This window comes from Herbiconiux sp. A18JL235 (assembly GCF_040939305.1).
GTDB lineage: Bacteria > Actinomycetota > Actinomycetes > Actinomycetales > Microbacteriaceae > Herbiconiux.
The window spans coordinates 3360341-3380315 of the sequence record NZ_CP162511.1 but is presented as its reverse complement, the minus strand read 5'-3'; the positions used below and the strand labels follow the sequence as shown (position 1 = coordinate 3380315).

Annotated in this window: 17 protein-coding genes and 1 tRNA gene; 10 read left to right on the top strand and 8 right to left on the bottom strand. The window is 68.2% G+C overall.

What is annotated here, in order from left to right; translation table 11 throughout:
- Nucleotides 1-25 precede the first annotated feature (25 nt).
- Together ABFY20_RS15790 and groL are read left to right on the top strand one after the other, a co-directional pair.
- Nucleotides 26-1162, top strand: a complete 1137-nt coding sequence (locus ABFY20_RS15790; RefSeq protein WP_368497192.1) for a DUF3048 domain-containing protein — start codon at nt 26-28, stop codon at nt 1160-1162.
- A gap of 117 nt (nt 1163-1279) precedes the next feature.
- The gene (groL, locus tag ABFY20_RS15785; protein ID WP_368497191.1) at nt 1280-2899 is read left to right on the top strand and encodes a chaperonin GroEL; all 1620 of its coding nucleotides are present in this window, start codon (nt 1280-1282) and stop codon (nt 2897-2899) included.
- A 403-nt stretch (nt 2900-3302) separates the two neighbouring features.
- Here the strand turns inward: groL and ABFY20_RS15780 are convergent, their stop codons facing one another.
- The 5 genes from ABFY20_RS15780 to ABFY20_RS15760 all read right to left on the bottom strand — a co-directional run bounded on the left by ABFY20_RS15780 (nt 3303) and on the right by ABFY20_RS15760 (nt 9936).
- A complete protein-coding gene (locus ABFY20_RS15780; RefSeq protein ID WP_368497190.1) occupies nt 3303-5066 on the bottom strand; it encodes an ATP-binding protein in 1764 nt (587 codons plus the stop codon).
- A gap of 21 nt (nt 5067-5087) precedes the next feature.
- On the bottom strand, nt 5088-5777 hold the full coding sequence (locus ABFY20_RS15775; RefSeq protein WP_171703752.1) for a response regulator transcription factor: 690 nt from the start codon (nt 5775-5777) through the stop codon (nt 5088-5090).
- Between the two features lie 101 nt (nt 5778-5878).
- A complete protein-coding gene (locus ABFY20_RS15770) occupies nt 5879-7519 on the bottom strand; it encodes a DNA repair helicase XPB (protein WP_368497189.1) in 1641 nt (546 codons plus the stop codon).
- A 6-nt stretch (nt 7520-7525) separates the two neighbouring features.
- The gene (locus tag ABFY20_RS15765; RefSeq protein WP_368497188.1) at nt 7526-9673 is read right to left on the bottom strand and encodes a helicase-associated domain-containing protein; all 2148 of its coding nucleotides are present in this window, start codon (nt 9671-9673) and stop codon (nt 7526-7528) included.
- Complete coding sequence (locus ABFY20_RS15760) at nt 9670-9936, bottom strand: hypothetical protein (RefSeq protein ID WP_368497187.1); 267 nt, start codon at nt 9934-9936, stop codon at nt 9670-9672. The genes ABFY20_RS15765 and ABFY20_RS15760 overlap by 4 nt, the downstream gene beginning before the upstream one ends.
- 79 nt (nt 9937-10015) lie before the next feature.
- Here ABFY20_RS15760 and ABFY20_RS15755 point away from each other — a divergent pair, with 79 nt between their 5' ends.
- Both ABFY20_RS15755 and ABFY20_RS15750 read left to right on the top strand, forming a co-directional pair.
- Nucleotides 10016-10396 (top strand): cold-shock protein, encoded by a 381-nt coding sequence (locus ABFY20_RS15755; RefSeq protein WP_368497186.1) that lies wholly within the window; start codon nt 10016-10018, stop codon nt 10394-10396.
- A complete protein-coding gene (locus tag ABFY20_RS15750; RefSeq protein WP_368497185.1) occupies nt 10396-11529 on the top strand; it encodes a DUF3027 domain-containing protein in 1134 nt (377 codons plus the stop codon). The genes ABFY20_RS15755 and ABFY20_RS15750 overlap by 1 nt, the downstream gene beginning before the upstream one ends.
- Before the next feature lie 263 nt (nt 11530-11792).
- On the opposite strand, the gene serC is transcribed toward ABFY20_RS15750, so the two are convergent.
- Entirely contained in the window at nt 11793-12908 is a 1116-nt protein-coding gene (gene serC / locus ABFY20_RS15745) for a phosphoserine transaminase (RefSeq protein ID WP_368497184.1), read from the bottom strand.
- Nucleotides 12909-13028: 120 nt separating this feature from the next.
- On the opposite strand from serC, the gene ABFY20_RS15740 reads away from it, so the two are divergent.
- From ABFY20_RS15740 to ABFY20_RS15715, 6 genes are all read left to right on the top strand, one after another.
- Entirely contained in the window at nt 13029-13721 is a 693-nt protein-coding gene (locus ABFY20_RS15740) for a metal-dependent transcriptional regulator (RefSeq protein WP_368497183.1), read from the top strand.
- Between the two features lie 227 nt (nt 13722-13948).
- Nucleotides 13949-14944 carry a C40 family peptidase gene (locus tag ABFY20_RS15735; protein WP_368497182.1) on the top strand — a complete coding sequence of 332 codons (996 nt, stop codon included), beginning with the start codon at nt 13949-13951 and terminating at the stop codon, nt 14942-14944.
- Between the two features lie 370 nt (nt 14945-15314).
- Entirely contained in the window at nt 15315-15809 is a 495-nt protein-coding gene (locus ABFY20_RS15730; protein WP_171703760.1) for an HNH endonuclease, read from the top strand.
- 169 nt (nt 15810-15978) lie between these two features.
- On the top strand, nt 15979-16593 hold the full coding sequence (locus ABFY20_RS15725) for an excisionase family DNA-binding protein (RefSeq protein WP_368497181.1): 615 nt from the start codon (nt 15979-15981) through the stop codon (nt 16591-16593).
- Nucleotides 16590-17789, top strand: coding sequence for a HipA domain-containing protein (locus ABFY20_RS15720; RefSeq protein WP_368497180.1), 1200 nt, complete (start codon nt 16590-16592; stop codon nt 17787-17789). Before ABFY20_RS15725 ends, ABFY20_RS15720 begins: the two co-directional genes overlap by 4 nt.
- 13 nt (nt 17790-17802) lie before the next feature.
- Nucleotides 17803-17874, top strand: a tRNA-Arg gene (locus ABFY20_RS15715).
- A 240-nt stretch (nt 17875-18114) separates the two neighbouring features.
- On the opposite strand, the gene ABFY20_RS15710 is transcribed toward ABFY20_RS15715, so the two are convergent.
- Nucleotides 18115-18579, bottom strand: a complete 465-nt coding sequence (locus tag ABFY20_RS15710; RefSeq protein WP_368497179.1) for a hypothetical protein — start codon at nt 18577-18579, stop codon at nt 18115-18117.
- Nucleotides 18576-19748, bottom strand: a complete 1173-nt coding sequence (locus ABFY20_RS15705; protein ID WP_368497178.1) for a hypothetical protein — start codon at nt 19746-19748, stop codon at nt 18576-18578. Before ABFY20_RS15705 ends, ABFY20_RS15710 begins: the two co-directional genes overlap by 4 nt.
- Nucleotides 19749-19975: the final 227 nt, after the last annotated feature.

Genomic DNA, 19975 nt, shown 5'->3' with positions numbered 1-19975 from the left:
GCGCTGTCGACTGTAGTCTTTCGGGGTGACGACACGACCCCGTAAGGCGCTTCGCGCAGGCGGTCTCGCCGCGGTTCTGCTCGCCGCCGGCACCCTGGCAGGTTGTGTCTTCGACGCGGCCGCTCCGCCGCCGGCGGTGACGCCCACCGGTGCGTTCGACGCCGACTACAGCGAGCCCGTTCCCCGGGTTCCGGCTCCCCTGCGCGGCACGCTGGTCGAGCCGGGCAGCCTCCAGAACCCGTCGCTCGCGGCGAAGATCGACAATCACGAAGACGCACGCCCGCAGATCGGGCTCGAACGGGCCGACCTCGTGTTCGAAGAGCTCGTCGAAGGCGGACTCACCCGCTATGTGGCGGTGTGGCAGTCCGATGTGCCCGAGCTCATCGGGCCGGTGCGCTCCATCCGCCCGATGGACCCCGACATCATCTCACCGCTCGGCGGCATCGTCGCCTACTCGGGCGGTCAGGAGCAGTTCGTCGACCTGATGCTCAGGGCGCCGGTCTACAACGCCGTCCACGGCGAGGCCGACACCGAGGAGACGTTCTACCGCATCGACGGGTACGACAGCCCCCACGACGTCGTGGTGAAGGCCTCCGAGCTGGTCTCCGAGCACGCCGATCTCGCGCCCCCTGCACAGCAGTTCGCCTACTCGGCCGACGTGCTCTCCTCCACGGCGGCCGTCGACGGCGAGCCGACCGCGACCCTGTCGCTGGTGTTCTCCGACTCACGCTTCCCGTCGTGGCAGTGGGACGAGGCGTCGGTCTCCTTCCTGCGCTCGCAGGAGGGTGCACCCGACCTCGGGTCGACCGGGGCGCAGCTGTCGGCGACCAACGTCGTGAGCCTCCTCGTCGACGAGGTGTACGACTACGACGAGGAGGTGCCGCGCGCCGTGCTCGTCGCCTCGGGCGAGGGCTGGGCCTCCACCGGGGGCAAGACCGTGCACCTGCGCTGGTCGAAGGACGACGCGGCCTCGCCCATCCGCCTCGTCGACGACGCCGGGGCGACGATCAGGCTGGCTCCCGGCAGCACCTGGATCGAGCTCGTGCCTCGTGAGACGAGAAGCGTCACCGTGACGGCGCCCGTGCCCGCCCCTGTGCCCGGGGGCGATCCCGCGCCCGAGGAGCCCGGCGACGCCGGTGACCTCGGTGACCCCGTCGGCTGAGGCGTCACGTCACTTGCACTCGGCATCCCTGAGTGCCAGTATTGCTTTAGCACTCGTGAACTCTGAGTGCTAACACACCTGAATCTTTGATGACGTCCAGGAGGGCGAGAAACACACATGGCAAAGATCATTGCTTTCGATGAAGAGGCCCGTCGCGGTCTCGAGCGCGGCCTCAACACGCTCGCCGACGCGGTCAAGGTGACCCTCGGCCCGCGCGGCCGCAACGTCGTGCTCGAGAAGAAGTGGGGCGCCCCCACGATCACCAACGACGGCGTGTCCATCGCCAAGGAGATCGAGCTCGACGACCCCTACGAGAAGATCGGTGCCGAGCTCGTCAAGGAGGTCGCCAAGAAGACCGACGACGTCGCGGGCGACGGCACCACCACCGCCACCGTTCTCGCGCAGGCGCTCGTCAAGGAGGGCCTCCGCAACGTGGCCGCCGGCGCCGACCCCATCAGCCTCAAGAAGGGCATCGAGAAGGCCGTCGCCGCCGTCTCGGCCGAGCTGATCAAGAACGCCAAGGAGATCGAGACCAAGGACGAGATCGCGGCCACCGCATCCATCTCCGCGGCCGACCCCGAGATCGGCGCCATCATCGCCGAGGCCATCGACAAGGTGGGCAAGGAGGGTGTCGTCACGGTCGAGGAGTCGAACACCTTCGGCACCGAGCTCGAGCTCACCGAGGGTATGCGCTTCGACAAGGGTTACCTGTCGGCCTACTTCGTCACCGACCCCGAGCGTCAGGAAGCGGTCTTCGAAGACCCCTACATCCTGATCGTCAACTCGAAGGTCTCGAACATCAAAGACCTGCTGCCCATTGTCGACAAGGTCATCCAGACCGGCAAGCAGCTCCTCATCATCGCTGAGGACGTCGACGGCGAGGCCCTGGCCACGCTCGTCGTGAACAAGATCCGTGGCATCTTCAAGTCGGTCGCCGTCAAGGCTCCCGGCTTCGGCGACCGTCGCAAGGCCCAGCTGCAGGACATCGCGATCCTCACCGGTGGTCAGGTCATCTCCGAGGAGGTCGGCCTCAAGCTCGAGAACGTCACCCTCGACCTGCTCGGTCAGGCCCGCAAGGTCGTCATCACGAAGGACGAGACCACCATCGTCGAGGGTGCCGGCGACGCCGAGGCCATCGCCGGTCGCGTCGCGCAGATCCGCGCCGAGATCGAGAACACCGACAGCGACTACGACCGCGAGAAGCTCCAGGAGCGCCTCGCGAAGCTCGCCGGCGGTGTGGCGGTCATCAAGGCCGGTGCAGCCACCGAGGTCGAGCTCAAGGAGCGCAAGCACCGCATCGAAGACGCCGTGCGCAACGCCAAGGCTGCCGTAGAGGAGGGCATCGTCGCCGGTGGTGGCGTTGCCCTCATCCAGGCCGGCAAGACCGCGTTCGAGGGTCTGTCGCTCGAGGGCGACGAGGCAACCGGTGCGAACATCGTGCGCGTCGCGATCGAGGCACCGCTGAAGCAGATCGCCTTCAACGCCGGCCAGGAGCCCGGTGTCGTCGCCGCCCGCGTGCGCGACCTCGAGTCGGGCTGGGGCCTCAACGCCGCCACCGGCGAGTACGTCGACCTGCTGGCCGCCGGCATCATCGACCCCGCCAAGGTGACCCGCTCGGCGCTGCAGAACGCCGCGTCGATCGCTGGCCTCTTCCTCACCACCGAGGCCGTCGTCGCCGACAAGCCCGAGAAGAACCCGGCCCCCGTCGGTGACCCCACGGGCGGCATGGACTTCTAGTCCCGGCTCCACACCGCAAGGGCGGCCCCTCCGGGGGCCGCCCTTTTGCGTGCGCGCGCCGCGGCCCCGCCGCGCGCCCTGCCCGCCGCGCCTGCCGCGCGCGCCTTGCCTGCCGCGCTAGCCGCGCGCCCTGCCCGCCGCGCCTGCCGCGCGCGCCTTGCCTGCCGCGCGCCGCGCGCGCGGTGCCCGGCGTTCAAAACCGCAAACGTCGTGGCACCCGCGCCGCCTACGGGGCCGGATGCCGCGACGTTTGCGCGTTCGAACGGAGGACGGACGCGCCTGCCGCTCGCGCCGCGCGGGCACGGTGCGCGGGCGTTCGAAACCGCAAACGTCGTGGCACCTGCGCCCCCTACGGGGCCGGATGCCGCGACGTTTGCGCGTTCGAACGGAGGCGGGGAGGAGGCTACTCGGCGAGGGGGAGGGTGACGCGGAAGGTGGCGCCGCCGCCGAGGGTCTCGAGGGCCTCGACGGTGCCGTGGTGGGCGGCGATGATGGAGGAGACGATGGCGAGGCCGAGGCCCGAGCCGCCGGTCTCGCGGGTGCGGGAGGAGTCGGCGCGCCAGAAGCGCTGGAAGATCTTCTCGCGGATCTGCGGGGGGATGCCGTCACCGTGGTCGATGATGTCGACGGTCGCGACTCGACGCTCGGGGTCGACCTGCACCGAGAGCTCGATGGGGCTGTCGTCGTCGGTGAAGCGCAAGGCGTTGCCGATGAGGTTGGTGAGCACCTGGCGGATCTTGTTCTCCTCGGCCAGCACCACCGCCCGCAGTTCGGCGGGGGCGATCTGCTCGGCGTCGATGGCCGCCGAGCCGTCGGCGCCCGCAGTGAGTGGCACGATCTCGCCGGTCTCGCCGAGCCCGGTGCCCGCACCGGCCGCACCGGCGGCCCCGGCCGCGCCGACGCCACCCGCCCCCGTACCTCCGCGCCCTCGCCGCCGCAGTCGCGCCAGCGTCGCCGCGAACGCGATCGGCCGCGTCGACGTCGACACCGCTCGTTTGCCGTCGATGACGGTGGGGGCGGCGGATGCGCCGGCCTCCGCATCCGGCCCCTCGAGCGGGGCGAACGTGACGGAGGAGGGCGCGTGCGGAGTGATGACCGAGATGACGCGCGCGGGGCTCGCGGCACGAGCATCCATCGCCGCATCCATGGTGAGGGGCACGAGATCGATCAGGGCGAGCTGCAACGGGCGGGTCTCGTCGAGTCGGGCGAGTTCGAGCAGGTCTTCGACGAGGGTGCCCATTCGGATCGCCTCCTTCTCGATGCGATCCATCGCCTGTGCGACGTCGTCGGGCGTCTGGAGCGCCCCCATCCGGTACAGCTCGGCGTAGCCGCGCACCGACACGAGCGGCGTGCGCAGTTCGTGCGAGGCGTCGCCGACGAAGCGGCGCATCTGCTCGATGGTGCGGGCACGATCGGCGAAGGCGCTGTCGATGCGCGAGAGCATGGTGTTGAGCGAGCGGTTGAGCCGCCCCACCTCGGTGTTCGGCATGCCGTCGGACATGCGCCGGCTGAAGTCGCCGCCGTCGGCGATCGCCGCAGCCGTGCGCTCCACCTCCCGCAAGGGCCCGAACGTGGAGGTGACGAGCAGACGCGTCATCATCGCGCCCAGGATGACGACGCCGACCCCGAAGGCGAGGAAGATCGACAGATAGGTCGCTGTGGTCTTCTCGGTCTCGGCGAGCGACTTGGCGATGACGATGCTGCCGCTCGAGTCGTCGCCGCCGAACAGAATGACCGTCGACGCGACCGCGTGCCACTCCGTGCGCTGGTCGAGCGAGTCGACGCTGAACACGCGACCGTTGATCTCGCCCGAGGTCTCGATCGACAGCGAGACGTCGGGGCGGCCCTCGGTGTCTTGCTCGCCCCAGTTGCTGATGATGAGGTTGCCCGACGAGTCGAGCAGCCCCACGAAGTACTCGGTGGGCGCTGAGGTGATGTCGGAGATCTTGAACTGCTCGGTCGTCGCGTCAGGGCCGAGGAAGGGCGACGGGTCGCGCCCCGCTGCCTCGAGTTGCGAGTCGACCTGCTGCAGCAGGTAGGTGCGCAGCACGATCATGGTGCCGACGCCCGAGACGACCAACCCGAAGGTGAGCATCAAGACCGTGACGCCGGTGATCTTGGTGCGCAGTGAGATGGCGTTCCACTGCTTCAGGATGGCGTTGTGCATGCTCCCGACAGGCTACGCCCTCTAGGCCTTGGAGACTTTGAGCATGTACCCGAAGCCGCGCTTGGTCTGGATGAGCGACTCCTCGGTGTGCGCGTCGAGCTTGCGGCGCAGGTAGGAGATGTAGCTCTCGACGATGCCCGCATCGCCGTTGAAGTCGTACTCCCAGACGTGGTCGAGGATCTGCGCCTTCGACAGCACGCGGTTCGGGTTCAGCATGAGGTAGCGCAGCAGCTTGAACTCGGTGGGGGAGAGCTCGATGGCGGTGTCGCCGACGAAGACCTCGTGCGTGTCTTGATCCATCGTGAGGTCGCCGGCGCGGATGATGGCATCTTCGTCGGCCTGCATCGTGCGCCGCAGGATGGCCTTGATGCGCGCCACGATCTCGTCGAGCGAGAACGGCTTCGTGACGTAGTCGTCGCCGCCGACGGTGAGACCCGTGATCTTGTCTTCGGTGTCGTCTTTGGCGGTGAGGAACAGGATGGGCGCCGTGTACCCGGCGGCCCGAAGACGCTTGGTGACGCCGAAGCCGTTCATGTCGGGCAGCATCACGTCGAGGATGATGAGGTCGGGCTCCTCTTCGAGCACCGCCGAGATGGTCTGGGCGCCGTTGCTCACGGCACGCACCGCGAAGCCGGCGAAGCGCAGGCTCGTGGTGAGGAGGTCGCGGATGTTCGGTTCGTCGTCGACGATGAGGATGCGAGGGCCGGTCATGACGTTATTATCTGCAGGTTCGCTGGGCACAACCTGGGAACAACTCGGATGCTGTCAGGCCGATCTCTGAGATCGCGACGGTGAGGCGCATCCCTGGCGCCTCAGGCCGCCGGCACCTCGGCGTCGAGGATGCTGTACGAGTAGCCCTGTTCGGCCAGGAAGCGCTGACGGTTCTGCGCGAAATCCTGATCGACGGTGTCGCGGGCGACCAGCGTGTAGAAGCTCGCCGTGAGCCCCGACTGCTTCGGCCGCAGCAGTCGCCCGAGCCGCTGCGCCTCCTCCTGCCGCGACCCGAACGAGCCCGAGACCTGGATGGCGACGCTCGCCTCGGGCAGGTCGATGGAGAAGTTCGCCACCTTCGACACCACAAGGATCTTCTCCTCGCCGTCGCGGAAAGCCTGGAACAGCCGCTCCCGCTCGGGCACCGGCGTCGCGCCCGTGATGCTCGGGGCACCGAGCTCCTGCGAGAGCGCCTCGAGCTGGTCGAGGTACTGCCCGATGACGAGGATGCGCTCGCCCTTGTGCTGCTCGATGAGCCGCCTGGTGGCGTCGAGCTTCGCCGGGGCGGTGGCGGCGAGGCGGTAGCGTTCGTCGTCTCCGGCGGCGGCGTACTCCATCCGCTCCTCGAAGGGCAGGTCGACGCGCACCTCGAAGCACTCGGCGGGGGAGATGTAGCCCTGGGCCTCGATCTCCTTCCACGGGGCGTCGAACCGCTTGGGCCCGATGAGGCTGAACACGTCCGACTCGCGGCCGTCTTCGCGCACGAGCGTGGCCGTGAGCCCGAGACGGCGGCGCGCCTGCAGGTCGGCGGTGAGCTTGAACACGGGGGCAGGAAGCAGGTGCACCTCGTCGTAGACGACGAGCCCCCAGTCGAGGGCGTCGAGCAGCTCGAGGTGGGCGTAGCTGCCCTTCCGCTTCGAGGTGAGGATCTGGTAGGTCGCGATGGTGACCGGCTTCACCTCTTTGACGAGGCCCGAGTACTCGCCGATCTCGTCTTCGGTGAGGCTGGTGCGTTTCAGCAGCTCGTCGCGCCACTGCCTTGCCGACACGGTGTTGGTGACCAGGATGAGCGTGTTGGTCTTCACCGCCGCCATCGCGCCCGCGCCGACGAGCGTCTTGCCCGCCCCGCAGGGAAGCATGACGACGCCGGAGCCGTGCTCGGCGAAGTGGTCGACGGCCTGCTGCTGGTAGTCGCGCAGGTGCCAGTCGCGCTCGTCGAGATCGATCTGGTGCGGGGTGCCCGGGGTGAAGCCTGCCAGGTCGTCGGCGGGCCAGCCGAGCTTGATGAGCTCCTGCTTCAGCTGCCCGCGCGCCCACGGCTCGATCACCTGGGAGCCGTCGTCGCGGCGTTCGATGAGGAGCGGTGCCACCTTCTTGGCGCGCATGACCTGGGTGAGCACCGCAGCATCCGTCGACCGGAGCAGCAGCGTGCCCTCGTCGTCGCGCTCGATGACGAGCTTGCCGTAGCGGCCGATGGTCTCGTCGATCTCGGCCGAGACGGAGGCGGGAACCGCGAACTTCGAGTACTCGGTGAGGGTGGCGTTGATCTCGGCGGCGGTGTGGCCGGCGGCGCGGGCGTTCCAGAGGCCGAGGCGCGTGATGCGGTAGGTGTGCACGTGCTCGGGCGCGCGTTCGAGCTCGGCGAAGACCGCGAGCGCGTGGCGGGCTGCGTCGGCGGCGGGATGCGCCACCTCGAGCAGCACGGTGCGGTCGCTTTGGACGATGAGAGGGCCGTCTGGCATAGCAGATCAGTCTACGTCGGCACCGGGGGAGACGGGCGTGAGAGCCACGATGTTCGCCACGGGCACCGTTCGCTCGACGCCGGCGCGCAGGTCGAGGCAGCGGAGGCGACCGTTGGCGACGCTGAGCGGGGTGACCTCGACGTCGCGCACCGAGTCGTCGGGGAAGCGCACCTCGATGCGGAGGGGGCTGCGGGAGCGGATGGCCTGGTCGATCTGGCGCACCATCCAGGCGGTGTCGTCGTCGAGGGCGCTCGCGGGGGCGGCACGGAGACGGCGGATGAGGTCGGCGATGGAGGCCGGTGGTGGGGATGGGGTGATGGGGTCGGCGTGGTCGTCGGCGCGCCGATCGTGTTCGCCGGGGACGGGCGGAGCGGGCAAGACAGGTACGCGGTGGAGGAGGAGGCGCTCGCCGTGCTCGTCCTCGACGAGGGCCGGGTAGCGGGCGTCGGCGAGTGCCCAGAACACCGTGGAGGGGGTCGCCCGGCTGGTGAGGTCGCCGTCGGGGGTGCGGCGGAGGGCGAGGGCGGCCAGGGACTGGTCGACGGCGAGGGAGTCGGCGAGGGCCGGGTCGGTGGTGCGGATGAGGGCGCGGGCCGGGACCGCGTCGCCCGGCGTCAACGGGGCGGAGCGTGGACCCGGCGTGGTGCCCGTTGCCGGCGCGGGGAGCACGCGCAGCAGCCCGTGGCGGCGGTCGCCCTGGGTGAGGAGGTAGTCGAGCGATTGCGGGATACCCGTGAGTGACAGCTCGGCGAGGAACTCGCGGGCGCCCTCGGCGGTCTCGCCCTCGGCGAGAGCGCGGTCGATGCTCTGCGCGGTGATGCGATAGCTCGACGCCACCCCACGGTTCTCGAGCGGTGCGAGTCGCCGCAGCCGCGCGTCGAGCGCCGGCGACAGCGGGCCGGGTGCGATCACCGAGAGGTCGTGCTGCACATAGACGCGGTCGACCTCGGCCGGGAAGAGCGGGGCGATGGCAGCGGCGGCCGCATCCGGCCCCTGCCCGGCGGCGTGCGAGGCGAGGGCGGCCGCGCCGAAGGCGCTCGACTCCTCGCCCACGACAAGGCCGAGGAAGGCGGCGACCGCGTCGACCTCGCTGAGCGCCGCCACCATCGCGTCGTCGGCGGCGGGGTGCAGCTCACGGAAGGCGCTCGCCGCCCTCAGCGGTCCAGGCCAGGCCGGCCCGCTCCATTCGACGGTGCGGCGCACCGGGCGGGACAGCGTCCCCATCCATGCCGACACGAGCCGCAGCCACCGCCGCTCCGGCGCGAGCCGATGCCACTCGTCGAGGGCTTCGGTCGAGAGCAGGCGATCCCCGTCCTCGCCGAGCAGACCCGCGGCCAGCGCGAGATCCACCACGATGGCGACCTCCTCCGGCTCCACCGCCAGCAGCGGCGCCAGCCGCTTCTCCTCCGCCACGGGAACACCGCCGCGCGCCTTCACCCGCAGCGCGGCGAGCCGGGCCTGATGCCCGAGTTCCGACACGGCGACCAGCGCCCCGAATGCCCGTTCGCCCGCGGCCAGGTCGACGGATGCTGTGCTGCCGCTGCGCGCATCCGTCACCTTCGTGGGCCCAGCCTCGGCATCCGCAGGACGGGGCTCGACGTCGGGCCTGGGCGTCTGGGGGCCGCCCCGCGCATCCGTCGAACCCGTCGCTTCCGCCCCGGCGCCGGCGACCCCACGCTGCCCGCTGGGCGTGGTGGCATCGGGGCCGTATGCATCCGGAGAGCCTGTCGGCTCGGATGCGGCGTCGCCCACCGCATCCGGGCCGATCGTCGCTGCGGTCGACGCGCCAGACGGGGGCGCCGCCGCCAGTACTCGGGCCGCCACGTCGCGCACCGCGGAGTAGACGTGCACCCGCGCATCCGTTGCTGCGGGCGAACCCACCAGCCCGAGCGCGGTCAGCTCGGCGACGGGGGTCGACCGCGGCGGGAGCGGCGGGGAGGCCGGAGCCGCGGCACCCGCGGCGAGCCACTTGAGCGTCGCGCGGTCGAAGGGCCGTAGTGCGCTCGCGATCGAGCCCGCGTCGAGCAGGGCGTCGGCGAGGTCGAAGAAGTCGCGCGGAGCAGCGCCCGCGACCTCACGGGTCTGCAGGAGGGCGGCGAGGGCGTCGTCGCCCAGAGCGCCGAGGCTGCGGGCGAGCCGGAGCGTATCGCTCATCGACTCCCGCGGGCGTCGCGCAGGCGACGGCGCATGCTGAGCACGAGAAGCACGATCATGAGAACGAGGCCGATGGGCAGGCCGATCCACGGGATGAACGCCAGTACGCCCCAGAAGGTGGTGTTCATGCCCTGCCCGCCGGTGGCGAGGCCGGCGACGAGCACCACGACCATGCAGATGAACGACAGGCCGATGACCGACACGATCATGACGGCGAGCGAGCGCTCGACGCGGCCGGGTGCGCTGGCTTCGGGTTCACTCACGACACCAAGGATACGGGCACCGGTAGGCTGGTACATGGCCGCGAGCGGTATTCGCGCCGATTACCTGAGGAGAAACACGATGCCCACCGGCAAGGTCAAGTTCTACGACGAAGAGAAGGGCTTCGGCTTCATCAGTGCTGATGACGGCTCCGAGGTGTTCCTGCACGCGTCGGCCCTGCCCGCGGGAGCCGTGGTGAAGAGCGGAACGAAGCTCGAGTTCGGCATCGCCGACGGCAAGCGCGGTGCGCAGGCGCTCTCGGTGCGCGTGCTCGAGGCACCGCCGAGCCTGGTGAAGATGTCGCGCAAGCCCGCCGACGACATGGCGATCATCGTCGAAGACCTCGTGAAGGTGCTCGACTCCATCGGCGGCAACCTCAAGCGCGGCCGCTACCCCGACAACGCCCACAGCCGCAAGATCGCCGCCCTGCTCCGCAAGGTCGCCGACGAGCTGGACGCGTAGTGCCGTCACACGACCCCGCGTCGGCTTCGGCGGAGGCCGAGGGTCCGGAGGATGCTGTGGCCTCGCCGGGTTCGGATGCTGCGGCTGCGGCTGCGGTGACCGGCTCGGGGGCGGATGCTGTGGTCGAGTCGTCCCAGGACGCGGCGACCGAGCCTGATGGGGATGCTGATCAGGCAGCGAACGGCGGTGAGGCTGAGGTGGTTGCCGGCACGGAGTCGACCGACGAGGTGGGCGGCGATGACGGGGCCGAAGGGATCGAGGTCGAGGTGGCCGAGGTCGAAATCGAGGTTGATGTCGAGGCGGCCGAGGTCGTCGAGGTGGAGGAGATCGTCGTCGAGGTGGAGGTGCTGGATCCGCCGAAGGTCGATGAGGTGCTGCTGGCCTCGGTCGATCTGGCGCGAGCCGCTCTCTACGAGGTGACGCCTGCCGCGACCGTCGGTGAGGTGGTCGGACACGAGGCCGCCGAAGACCACGTGCTCAGCCTCCACTTCGCCACCAAGCTCGCCGGATACCCCGGCTGGCACTGGACAGTCACCCTCGCCCGCGTCGACGAGCAGTCGGAGCCGACCGTGCTCGAGGTCGAACTGCTCCCCGGAGACGACGCCCTCGTCGCACCCGACTGGGTGCCCTGGTCGGAGCGCCTCGCCGAGTACCAGCTCGCCCAAGAGCTCGCCGCCGCAACCGCCCAGTCCGACGACGAGTCCGATGACGACGAGTCGGACGACGACTCCGACGGCAGCGACGACGACTCCGAAGACGATGACGACGAGTCGGACGACGACGATTTCGGCGACGACGACCTCGTGCTCGACCTCGACGACCACGTCCTCGACGACGACGAACTCGCCTCCGCCGAAGCCGCCTCCACCGCCGCCGACGACTCGGACGAGGAGGGCGACTCGGACGATGACGATGACGATGACGTGGATGACTCCGACGACGAGGATGACTCGGATGACGAGGGAGACTCCGACGACGACGAGGGAGACTCCGACGACGAGGATGACTCGGATGACGAGGGTGACTCGGACGACGACGAGGGCGACTCTGACGACGAGGACGACTCGGACGACGACGGGTACGACTCCGACGACGACGACCCGCACGCGGAAGGCTTCGCTGCCGGTCGCTGATGCGGCGGTGTCCGCGCATCGCGCGGAATCGTCCACATCGCACCGCGACGGGGCCCGCAGTGGCCGGCGGTGGCGCTCGACGGTGGAGAAGTCCGCGCCCTCCGGCGGCCGCCGCCGGAACCTGCGCCGCTAGCGCGGACTTCGCCTGACCTCCGCGCGACCGGGCCGCCCACGGGTGGGGGGGTGCGCATCAGCGTAGGAAGAGTCCGCGCGAACGCGCCACGCGCCCGGATGCGGGCCCGCGCCCCCGCCGCCCGCTCGGCTCAGCCGAGCTGCTCGACGACGTGCTCGATGGAGGCGATGAGCTGGCGCACGTCGGAGGGCTCGATCGCGACGAACGTGGCGACGCGCAGCTGGTTGCGGCCCAGCTTGCGGTAGGGCTCGGTGTCGACGATGCCGTTGGCGCGCAGCGTCTTCGCTACGGCAGCGGCGTCGATGCTCTCGTCGAAGTCGATGGTGACGACCACCTGCGACCGGTGCGAAGGGTCCGACACGAACGGCTGGGCGTACGACACACCCTCGGCCCACTCATACAGCGCCGACGACGACTCCGCGGTGCGCGACGAGGCCCAGGAGAGCCCGCCCTGCTCGTTGATCCACGAGATCTGGTCATCCAGCATCAGCAGCGTCGCGAGCGCCGGGGTGTTCAGCGTCTGGTTCAGCCGCGAGTTGTCGACAGCGTTCTTCAAGCTCAAGAACTCGGGAATGTACCGGCCCGAAGCCGCAACCCGCTCCACCCGCTCGAGCGCAGCCGGCGAGAACAGCCCGAGCCACAGCCCGCCGTCCGAGGCGAAGTTCTTCTGCGGCGCGAAGTAGTACACGTCGGCCTCGGCTGCATCGAAGTCCATACCGCCAGCGGCGCTCGTCGCGTCGATGACCGTCAACGCGCCCTCGTCGCCGTGCACGCGGGTGACGGGCGCCATCACGCCCGTGCTCGTCTCGTTGTGCGGCCAGGCGTACACGTCGACGCCCTCCAGCACCTCGATCTCGCCGCGCGTTCCCGCATCCGTCTTCACCACGTGCGGGGCCTCGAGCCACGGCGCACCGGCAGCAGCGGCGAACTTCGACCCGAACTCGCCGAACGAGAGGTTCTCGGCACGCTTCTCGATGAGACCGAATGATGCAGCATCCCAGAACGCGGTCGACCCGCCGTTGCCGAGAACGACTTCGTACCCCTCGGGCAGCGAGAACAGCTGAGACAGCCCCGAGCGCACCGACCCGACGAGGTTCTTCACCGGCGCCTGCCGGTGGCTCGTGCCGAGGAGGGAGGCTCCGCGGGTGACGAGGTCTTCGAGCTGGGCGCCGCGCACCTTGGACGGCCCGCAGCCGAAACGGCCGTCGACGGGCAGGAGGGCGCTGGGGATGGTGATGTCGGGCATGCCCCCCATCGTATCGACGCGGCGAGACACCGCGAGCCTGTCTTCACGCCGAGCGCCCGGGTGCGACGGCGAAACACTAGGCTGGTTTAGGTACGCCTCACCGGCTTAGGAGTATGCGCAGTGACTGATCTGATCGACACCACCGAGATGTATCTTCGAACGATCCTCGAGCTCGAGGAGGAGAACATCACGCCGCTGCGTGCGCGCATCTCGGAGCGGCTCGGCCACTCGGGCCCCACGGTGTCGCAGACGGTGGGCCGCATGGAGCGCGACGGGCTCGTCGTCGTCTCGGTCGACCGCCACCTCGAACTCACCGAGGTGGGCCGTAAGAAGGCGATCGCCGTCATGCGCAAGCACCGCCTCGCCGAGCGCCTGCTCTCCGACGTGATCGGTCTCGAGTGGGAACTCGTGCACGACGAAGCATGCCGCTGGGAGCATGTGATGAGCGAGCAGGTGGAGCGCCGCATTCTCGACATGCTCGACCACCCGACCGAGTCGCCCTACGGCAACCCCATCCCGGGTCTCGACGCCTTCGGCGACGCGGCATCGATCCCGTTCACCCGCGGCGTGGTGAACATCGTCACCCTCGTGCACGGTGCCGTCGGCCCGCAGACCAAGACCATCCGCCGTCTCGGCGAGCCCGCCCAGGTCGACCCCGAGCTGCTGCTGCAGCTGAAGGATGCGGGGGTCGTTCCGGGCAACACGGCCGCGTTCACCGCGGTCGGCTCCTACGTTCTAGTCGAGGTCGAAGGTTACGACGAGGGCCTCGAACTGCCCAATGAGGTCGCAAGCCACATATTCGTTGGGGTCTAGCCACCTGACGGTCATTTGAGCGTTACGGAATTGTTAAAAAACCTGCGCGCTGAAGTGACAAACGGGAATGCCTCCCGTATCCTCGAACGAGTCCGCAGGCACCCTGAGGCCGGCGGATGCGGGCCAAGACACCTCCTTCCCGTCTCTTGGTCGGAGAACACGCACCCAATTCGGTATGGACGGGAAACAGCTGCACCCGGCTGTCAGAGGTGCCGGAGGACTAGATCTTGGCCCCACTTGGTGAGTCGCTCGGTTCCGAGCACAACCCCGAAAGCTCATCCGCAGCATCCGACACCCCCGCGCAGCCGCTGAGCCGCCGCGAGCGTCGTGAGCTCGAAGCCCGCACCGGCCTGGTGCCCTCGGTTCCGCAGGCGCCCGCCGCCGCGATGGAGCTGGCGACCGTGCCGCGCGAGGCCGTCGAGGCTCCGAGTGCGTCGACCGCCGTCGAGGTGCGGCCTGAGGCCGGCGTTCCCGCGCATCGCCTCCCCGCCGTGCGCCTGCCGCGCGTCAAGCGCCCCACGAAGCGCGGAGCGCTGAGCGCCGTCGTCATGACCGCTGCCGCCGCTCTCGTGGCCACCATGGCCCTTCCCGCCTACGCCTTCGGCGGTGGCGGCAACTTCGACAACGGTGTGGCCGCCGACGTGTCGCTCGCCGGTGAGCAGACCCTCGTGGTTCCCGACGCCTCTGCCGCGCTCGCCGTCAGCCGCGACAACTACAAGGCCCCCACCACCGAGGAGCTCGCCGCGTCGCGCGCTGCCGCCGCAGCCGCTGTGGCCGCGACCGAAGCCGCCGCCCGTGCCGCAGCCGCTGCCGAGGCCAAGGAGAAAGCAGCTTCCGATTCGTCGAGCGGCGGTGCCTTCACCGTGAACCCGCCGTCGGGCCCGTACAGCGGTGCAGCGATCGTGGAGTTCGCCGAGCAGTTCGTGGGCAAGGTGCCCTACGGCAGCGGCGCCAGCCCCGACACCAGCTTCGGCTGCGACGGTCTCACCCAGTACGTGTTCGGTCAGTTCGGCATCTACCTGCCGCGCACCGTGAGCAACCAGGCGGCGTTGGGCATCCCCATCTCGCCGGCGGATGCTCAGGCCGGCGACCTCATCATCTGGCCCATCGGTCACGTCGGCATCTACGACGGTGCGGGCGGCTCGATCGACTCGCCCGACTGGGGTCGTTTCGTGGAGCACCGGCCGCTGTGGGGCAGCTACTACTTCGTGCGGATCGTCTGACCCGGCCACCGCATCCGCTCGGCGCACGTGTAAATAGTGCGTGACGGACATGTGAATCGGCGTGCCACCTCTTCGTGGCACGCCGATTCTGTCGTAACCTGAGGCCCTGGTCGTTTTTCGAGATCTGGAGAGCCTGATGAACGGGAACAGGAGCACCCGCACCACGGGTAGTCTCCTGCTCATCGTGCGCAGGCACACGAGTGGGCTGAGTCAGAGCCAGATACCTGGTTCTGTGAGCAAGGCGCTGTCATCATGACGGCGCCTTTTTTGTTGCCTCCGCGTCTCCTGGGCTGCGCCTGAGTGGTGCATCCGTCGACGAGCGATTCATCGAACACCTGGAAGCCGTCCAGGTGTGTTCGAAAGGGAGAGCATGCGAACACTGGTCCTCAACGCAGGGTATGAGCCCCTCGGCGTCGTCTCGTTCAAGCGGGCACTCGTGCTGGTGCTGAACGGGAAGGCGCGCATTCTCGCGCACGACGACGAGCATCCGGTCTTCGGCACCTCTGGTGCCTACGAGCGGCCGGCGGTGATCCTGCTGACGCGCTACGTGCGGGTTCCGATGAACCGCATGATGCCGGTGTCGCGGCGCGGAGTGCTGCGACGCGACGGGCAGCGCTGCGGGTATTGCGGGGCGTCGGCAACCACGATCGACCACGTGCAGCCGCGCTCACGCGGCGGGAAGGACACGTGGGAGAACCTCGTGGCCTGCTGCCTGCGCTGCAACAACGTGAAGGGCGATCGCACGCCGGCCGAGATGGGGTGGTCGTTGCGGTTCGCTCCGCGGATGCCGCATCAGGCGGGGTGGACGATCAAGGGGGCGGAGAAGGCGGAGCCGCAGTGGGAGGAGTTCTTGGCGGCGGCTTAGGCGCGCTGTCGCCGCGCGGTGTCGCGCCGTGCTGCGCCGAAACGACGGATTCTGCGGGCGATCCGCACGAACGACGGAACTTCACGCCGTCGACTGACGCGTTCTCCGTCGATTCGAACTCCATGGCGCGCAGACTGGCTCTGCGGATCGGTCGCGGTATAGTTGTGACATGAAGGTGACCGAGGCTGCTGCGCAGCTCGGTGTGTCTCCGCGGCGTGTACGGGCTTTGATCGCCGACGGGCGCATCCGGGCTCATCGGGTCGGTGTCGGCTGGGAGATCGATGGGCTCGCGCCGAGCAAGGAGCGTCGTGCGCTCTCGGTGCGATCCTGGCTGATGCTCGGCAGAGCCGTGCGGTCGCGCGCCCTGGTTGGACTCAGCGGCCACGATCGGATGCGCACGGCGGAGCGGATCCGCCGGCTTCGGGAGAGCGACAGGCCGTCGCGCCTCCTCGCGGACTGGCGTCCGGCGGATGCCCCGGCCGAGCTCTATCTGGACAGCCTTACGGCTAGGGCAGATCGGGCGGACGACGACTACATTCGAGCGGCGCTGCAGCGGGGGCCGGAATACTTGCGGAGCAGATTCGACCTCGCCGAGGTGGTTGCTTCCGAACGAGCCATCCGGGGTGAGAGCCGTGAGGAACTGGCCGAGAGGGCTAGTGTCTCGGCTCGGCTTGTGAAGAACATCGAGTCATCGCAGCCACTCACCTCTCCCGGTGAGGTTCGGCGAGTTCTGCGGGCGCTGGACATCGAGCCGACCGCCTTGCCCGACATGGTCCTGTCGTGAGTGGGCGGCTGGAGGCGTGGCTGGAAGGGCATCACGCCGGACAATTCGTCTTCGGTGATGGGCCGCCGCGCTTCGAGTACGACGAGGATGCTCCGGCGACTCCTCTCTCGCTATCACTACCTCGAGACGGCCGGGCCACGAAGCTTGCCTCGGCGAACTTTCTCGAGAACCTGCTCCCCGAGAACGAACGAACCCGCCAGCGGATGGCATTCGCCTATTCGGCGCGGAGCGCGAGTGCCTTCGACCTGCTGTCTGCGGCCGGTGGCGACGTGGCCGGAGGTCTCGTTCTCCTGCCGGAGGGCGGGAGCCCCTCGGTGGGTGCCGCGGAACTCAGTCCTGCCCTTCACCGCGATATCGCGGAGCGTGCAGCCGCAATCAAGCGGGACTCGAGCGAAACCGTGCCGCGCAGTGGTTCGGCGCGTTTCTCGTTAGCCGGGGCCCAGGGCAAGTTTGCGCTCGCCTGGGTCGAGGGTGACTGGTACTGGCCCAACGCCTCGGTTCCGTCGACGCACATCGTCAAGCCCGGGAGCGCGGAGCATCGGAACATAGAGGCCGCGGAGGCGGCGACGATCGAGCTCGCAGCGCTGGCGGGCGTCGGTGCTCCACAAGCGGAGGTGCTGCGGTTCGGCGATCAGACGTCGTACGTGATCGAACGATTCGACCGGGAAGCGGGCACCGGCCCGCTCTCGCGACGCCTGCACGCCGAAGACATCGCTCAGAGTCTGGGCCTGCCGCCCGATCGAAAGTACGAGGTGTCCGTCGCCCAGGTGATGGCCCGGCTGAAGCCGGTCGATGACGACGGCACCCTCCGACGGAGCTTTCTCGCGCAGCTGGCGTTCACCGTTCTCGTCGGCAACTCGGATGCCCATGCGAAGAACTACTCCCTCTTGCTGCGGCCGAGCGGCATCTTGTTGTCGCCGATGTATGACGTGCTGCCGATGTTTCTTTACCCCGACGTCGACCAGAAGCTGGCGATGCCGATCGGCGGAGCGCGTTACGCGCGCGAGGTGACGTCTCGTCATTGGGCTTCGTTGGCCCGAACGGTCGGGATGGACCCGGATGAGGTGGTTGGCGTGGTTCGCAGGGTCGCCGAGCGTGTGGCCGAGCACAACGACGAGGTGTGGAGCGGTGTTGATGCCGACCAGGCTGCCGACGCCAGGGCCTACGTCGCGCGCAACATCGAACGAGCGCTCTAGACTGGACCGGTCAGCCTCTGTAGCTCAATGGAAGAGCAGTTCCGTCCTAAGGAAAGGGTTGGGGGTTCGAGTCCCTCCAGGGGCACCCTTGTGCGAGGCCCCATATCTCTGTAATCACGCGGATCTGGCGCCTCTCGCCTTCTCTAGAAGACGGCGTTTGCCCACACTTTGCCCACACTTGCGACCTCTTGCGTTCTCGCGGACATGGGGTCGAGTCGTCGTCGAACAGGTCGTCGAGGATGTCGCGGGTCATGACGGCCGAGCCGAGATTGGCCAGCGTAGAAATCTGCGTCGGCCTCACGTGCTCACCGAACACCGTTACGAATCATCCGTCGAAGGAGTCTGGTGACCTCCATTCGTCTACAGTCCTCCTGAAGAATTCGTCCCGCGAGCGGGCCTCAACACCGAGCTCGGTTGACACGGCACGCACAGCCTTGTCATTTGAGATGACTACCCACGTCGGTCCCCACAGAAGTGGGGCTGCCTTCTCCATGCCGTCGAGCGCGCAAGCGATGAGCATCGGGTCGCCGGCTCCCTTGTTCGCATAAAGATTCACGAGGTTAGTGTCGCCAGCGGGAATCGCGGCCATGACCGTACCTAGGTGCTTGAGGACGCTGCCCGTGGTCGGATACTCGATGTCCTTGAACGCCGCAGCGTCCGGAAACCCGTCCGCCTCATGGATGATCTCGGTCGGGAGGAAGCAGCGCATTCGGAAGAACAGGCTGGCGCGCTGCGACAGCGTCAGGTGGGACAGTGCGTTGTTGTCGAGTAAGAACAGTTCCTCGTTCACCGGAGTACCGCTTTCAGCTCGCCGAAGTCGGCGCTGGAGAGATGATTGTGGCAGACGACACGGCAAAACTCGCGGTCAGAGAGTCTGCCTTCCTCGACAGCTGCGAGCATCCGCGCAGTGAGAGCTCGCCCGCTGTACTTGCGGACGGCGTTCACGGGCTTCGGTTGATTTCGCGGTCCCGGCTTCGGGAGTTCCTGGAATTCACGCCTGAGCTCGCCGAGGAACTCAAGGGCCGTTTCAGAGCCGAGTTTGCCAACGCGCATCGCACGCACGGCCATAGCGCTAGGGGTTACTTTGAAAGAGTCGGCCGCGATCCTCACTTCGTCGAGGCTATCCAGAGCGATGTCCTGAAGTTGACTTGCGGGCATGAGAATCTCTCCGACGATGTCGTATTCGCGGCCGGCATCTGGGGCGTGACTGTTCGCGTCGTAAGTCACGGGGGCGAAGATTCCGCGGGCGATCAGAACGGCCATCAATACGAGGGTGAAGATCTGCCGTCCCGGCGGCTCTTGGAAGTCGCCGTGGTCGCCGCCTGCGAGGAAGACGTACGGCACCTTCGGGTCTCGAATCGTCATTCCACTGAAATGCACCCCGTCGAGAATCTGGGGCATGTAGCCGCGCACGCTGCGAGATACCAGTACTTGGTATGTTTCAAGTTGTTCGATGAGCAACTCGAGCGCGATCTCCTTGGTGCGGGCTCGGCGGACCGTGGGGAGATCAAGTCCTAGCGCCGCCACGAGCTTGTCTGCATCTTCGCGGACGGTCGCGCCGGGCCGACGAAGAAGGCCGACAATCTTGTTCTTGACGAGCGCCGGATCGTGCTTCTTCGCGAGCGACTGTTTCCGGAGGAGGTCCTTGATGATGAGTTCCACGTCGCGGAGCTTGATCGTGGACCTCGTGTTTACAGTGAACGTGTCAGGCGCAACACCCTGCAGCAACTTCTCCGTCTTTGTGCGTACTTGGGTTTGGACGTGGGCGAGTGGGGCGAAGAACAGCGGATGCGGTATCTCTGCTTTCCGCGCAAGTTCCACGAGCGTGGGGTAACTGATCTCGTCGCGTTCGAGTGCATGTTGATAAGGCGCTCGGCCGCTCACGGTGGAGTTCTCGAGCAGCTCTGTGAAGACGTCTCGATCGATCGGAAAGCGTTCCCCGTTGATCAGCAAGTCCATAAGCCCCCCAGCCCCGACCTGATCGTCCCCAAGGCGATCAGGATCTGCCGGACAACGATTCATGCCGATGGCTCGAAACGTATACGTCTGAGCGTCTCTCGCGCGTTCTCCACGCCGGACTCTCCTCGAGCTCGGCCTCCGCTGTTTGCGTCATTGGGTCATCGACTGGCTGCGGTGCCGCAGGCACTAAGCATGGCATTGCGCCTCTTTGCGCTAGAGCGTTGTGT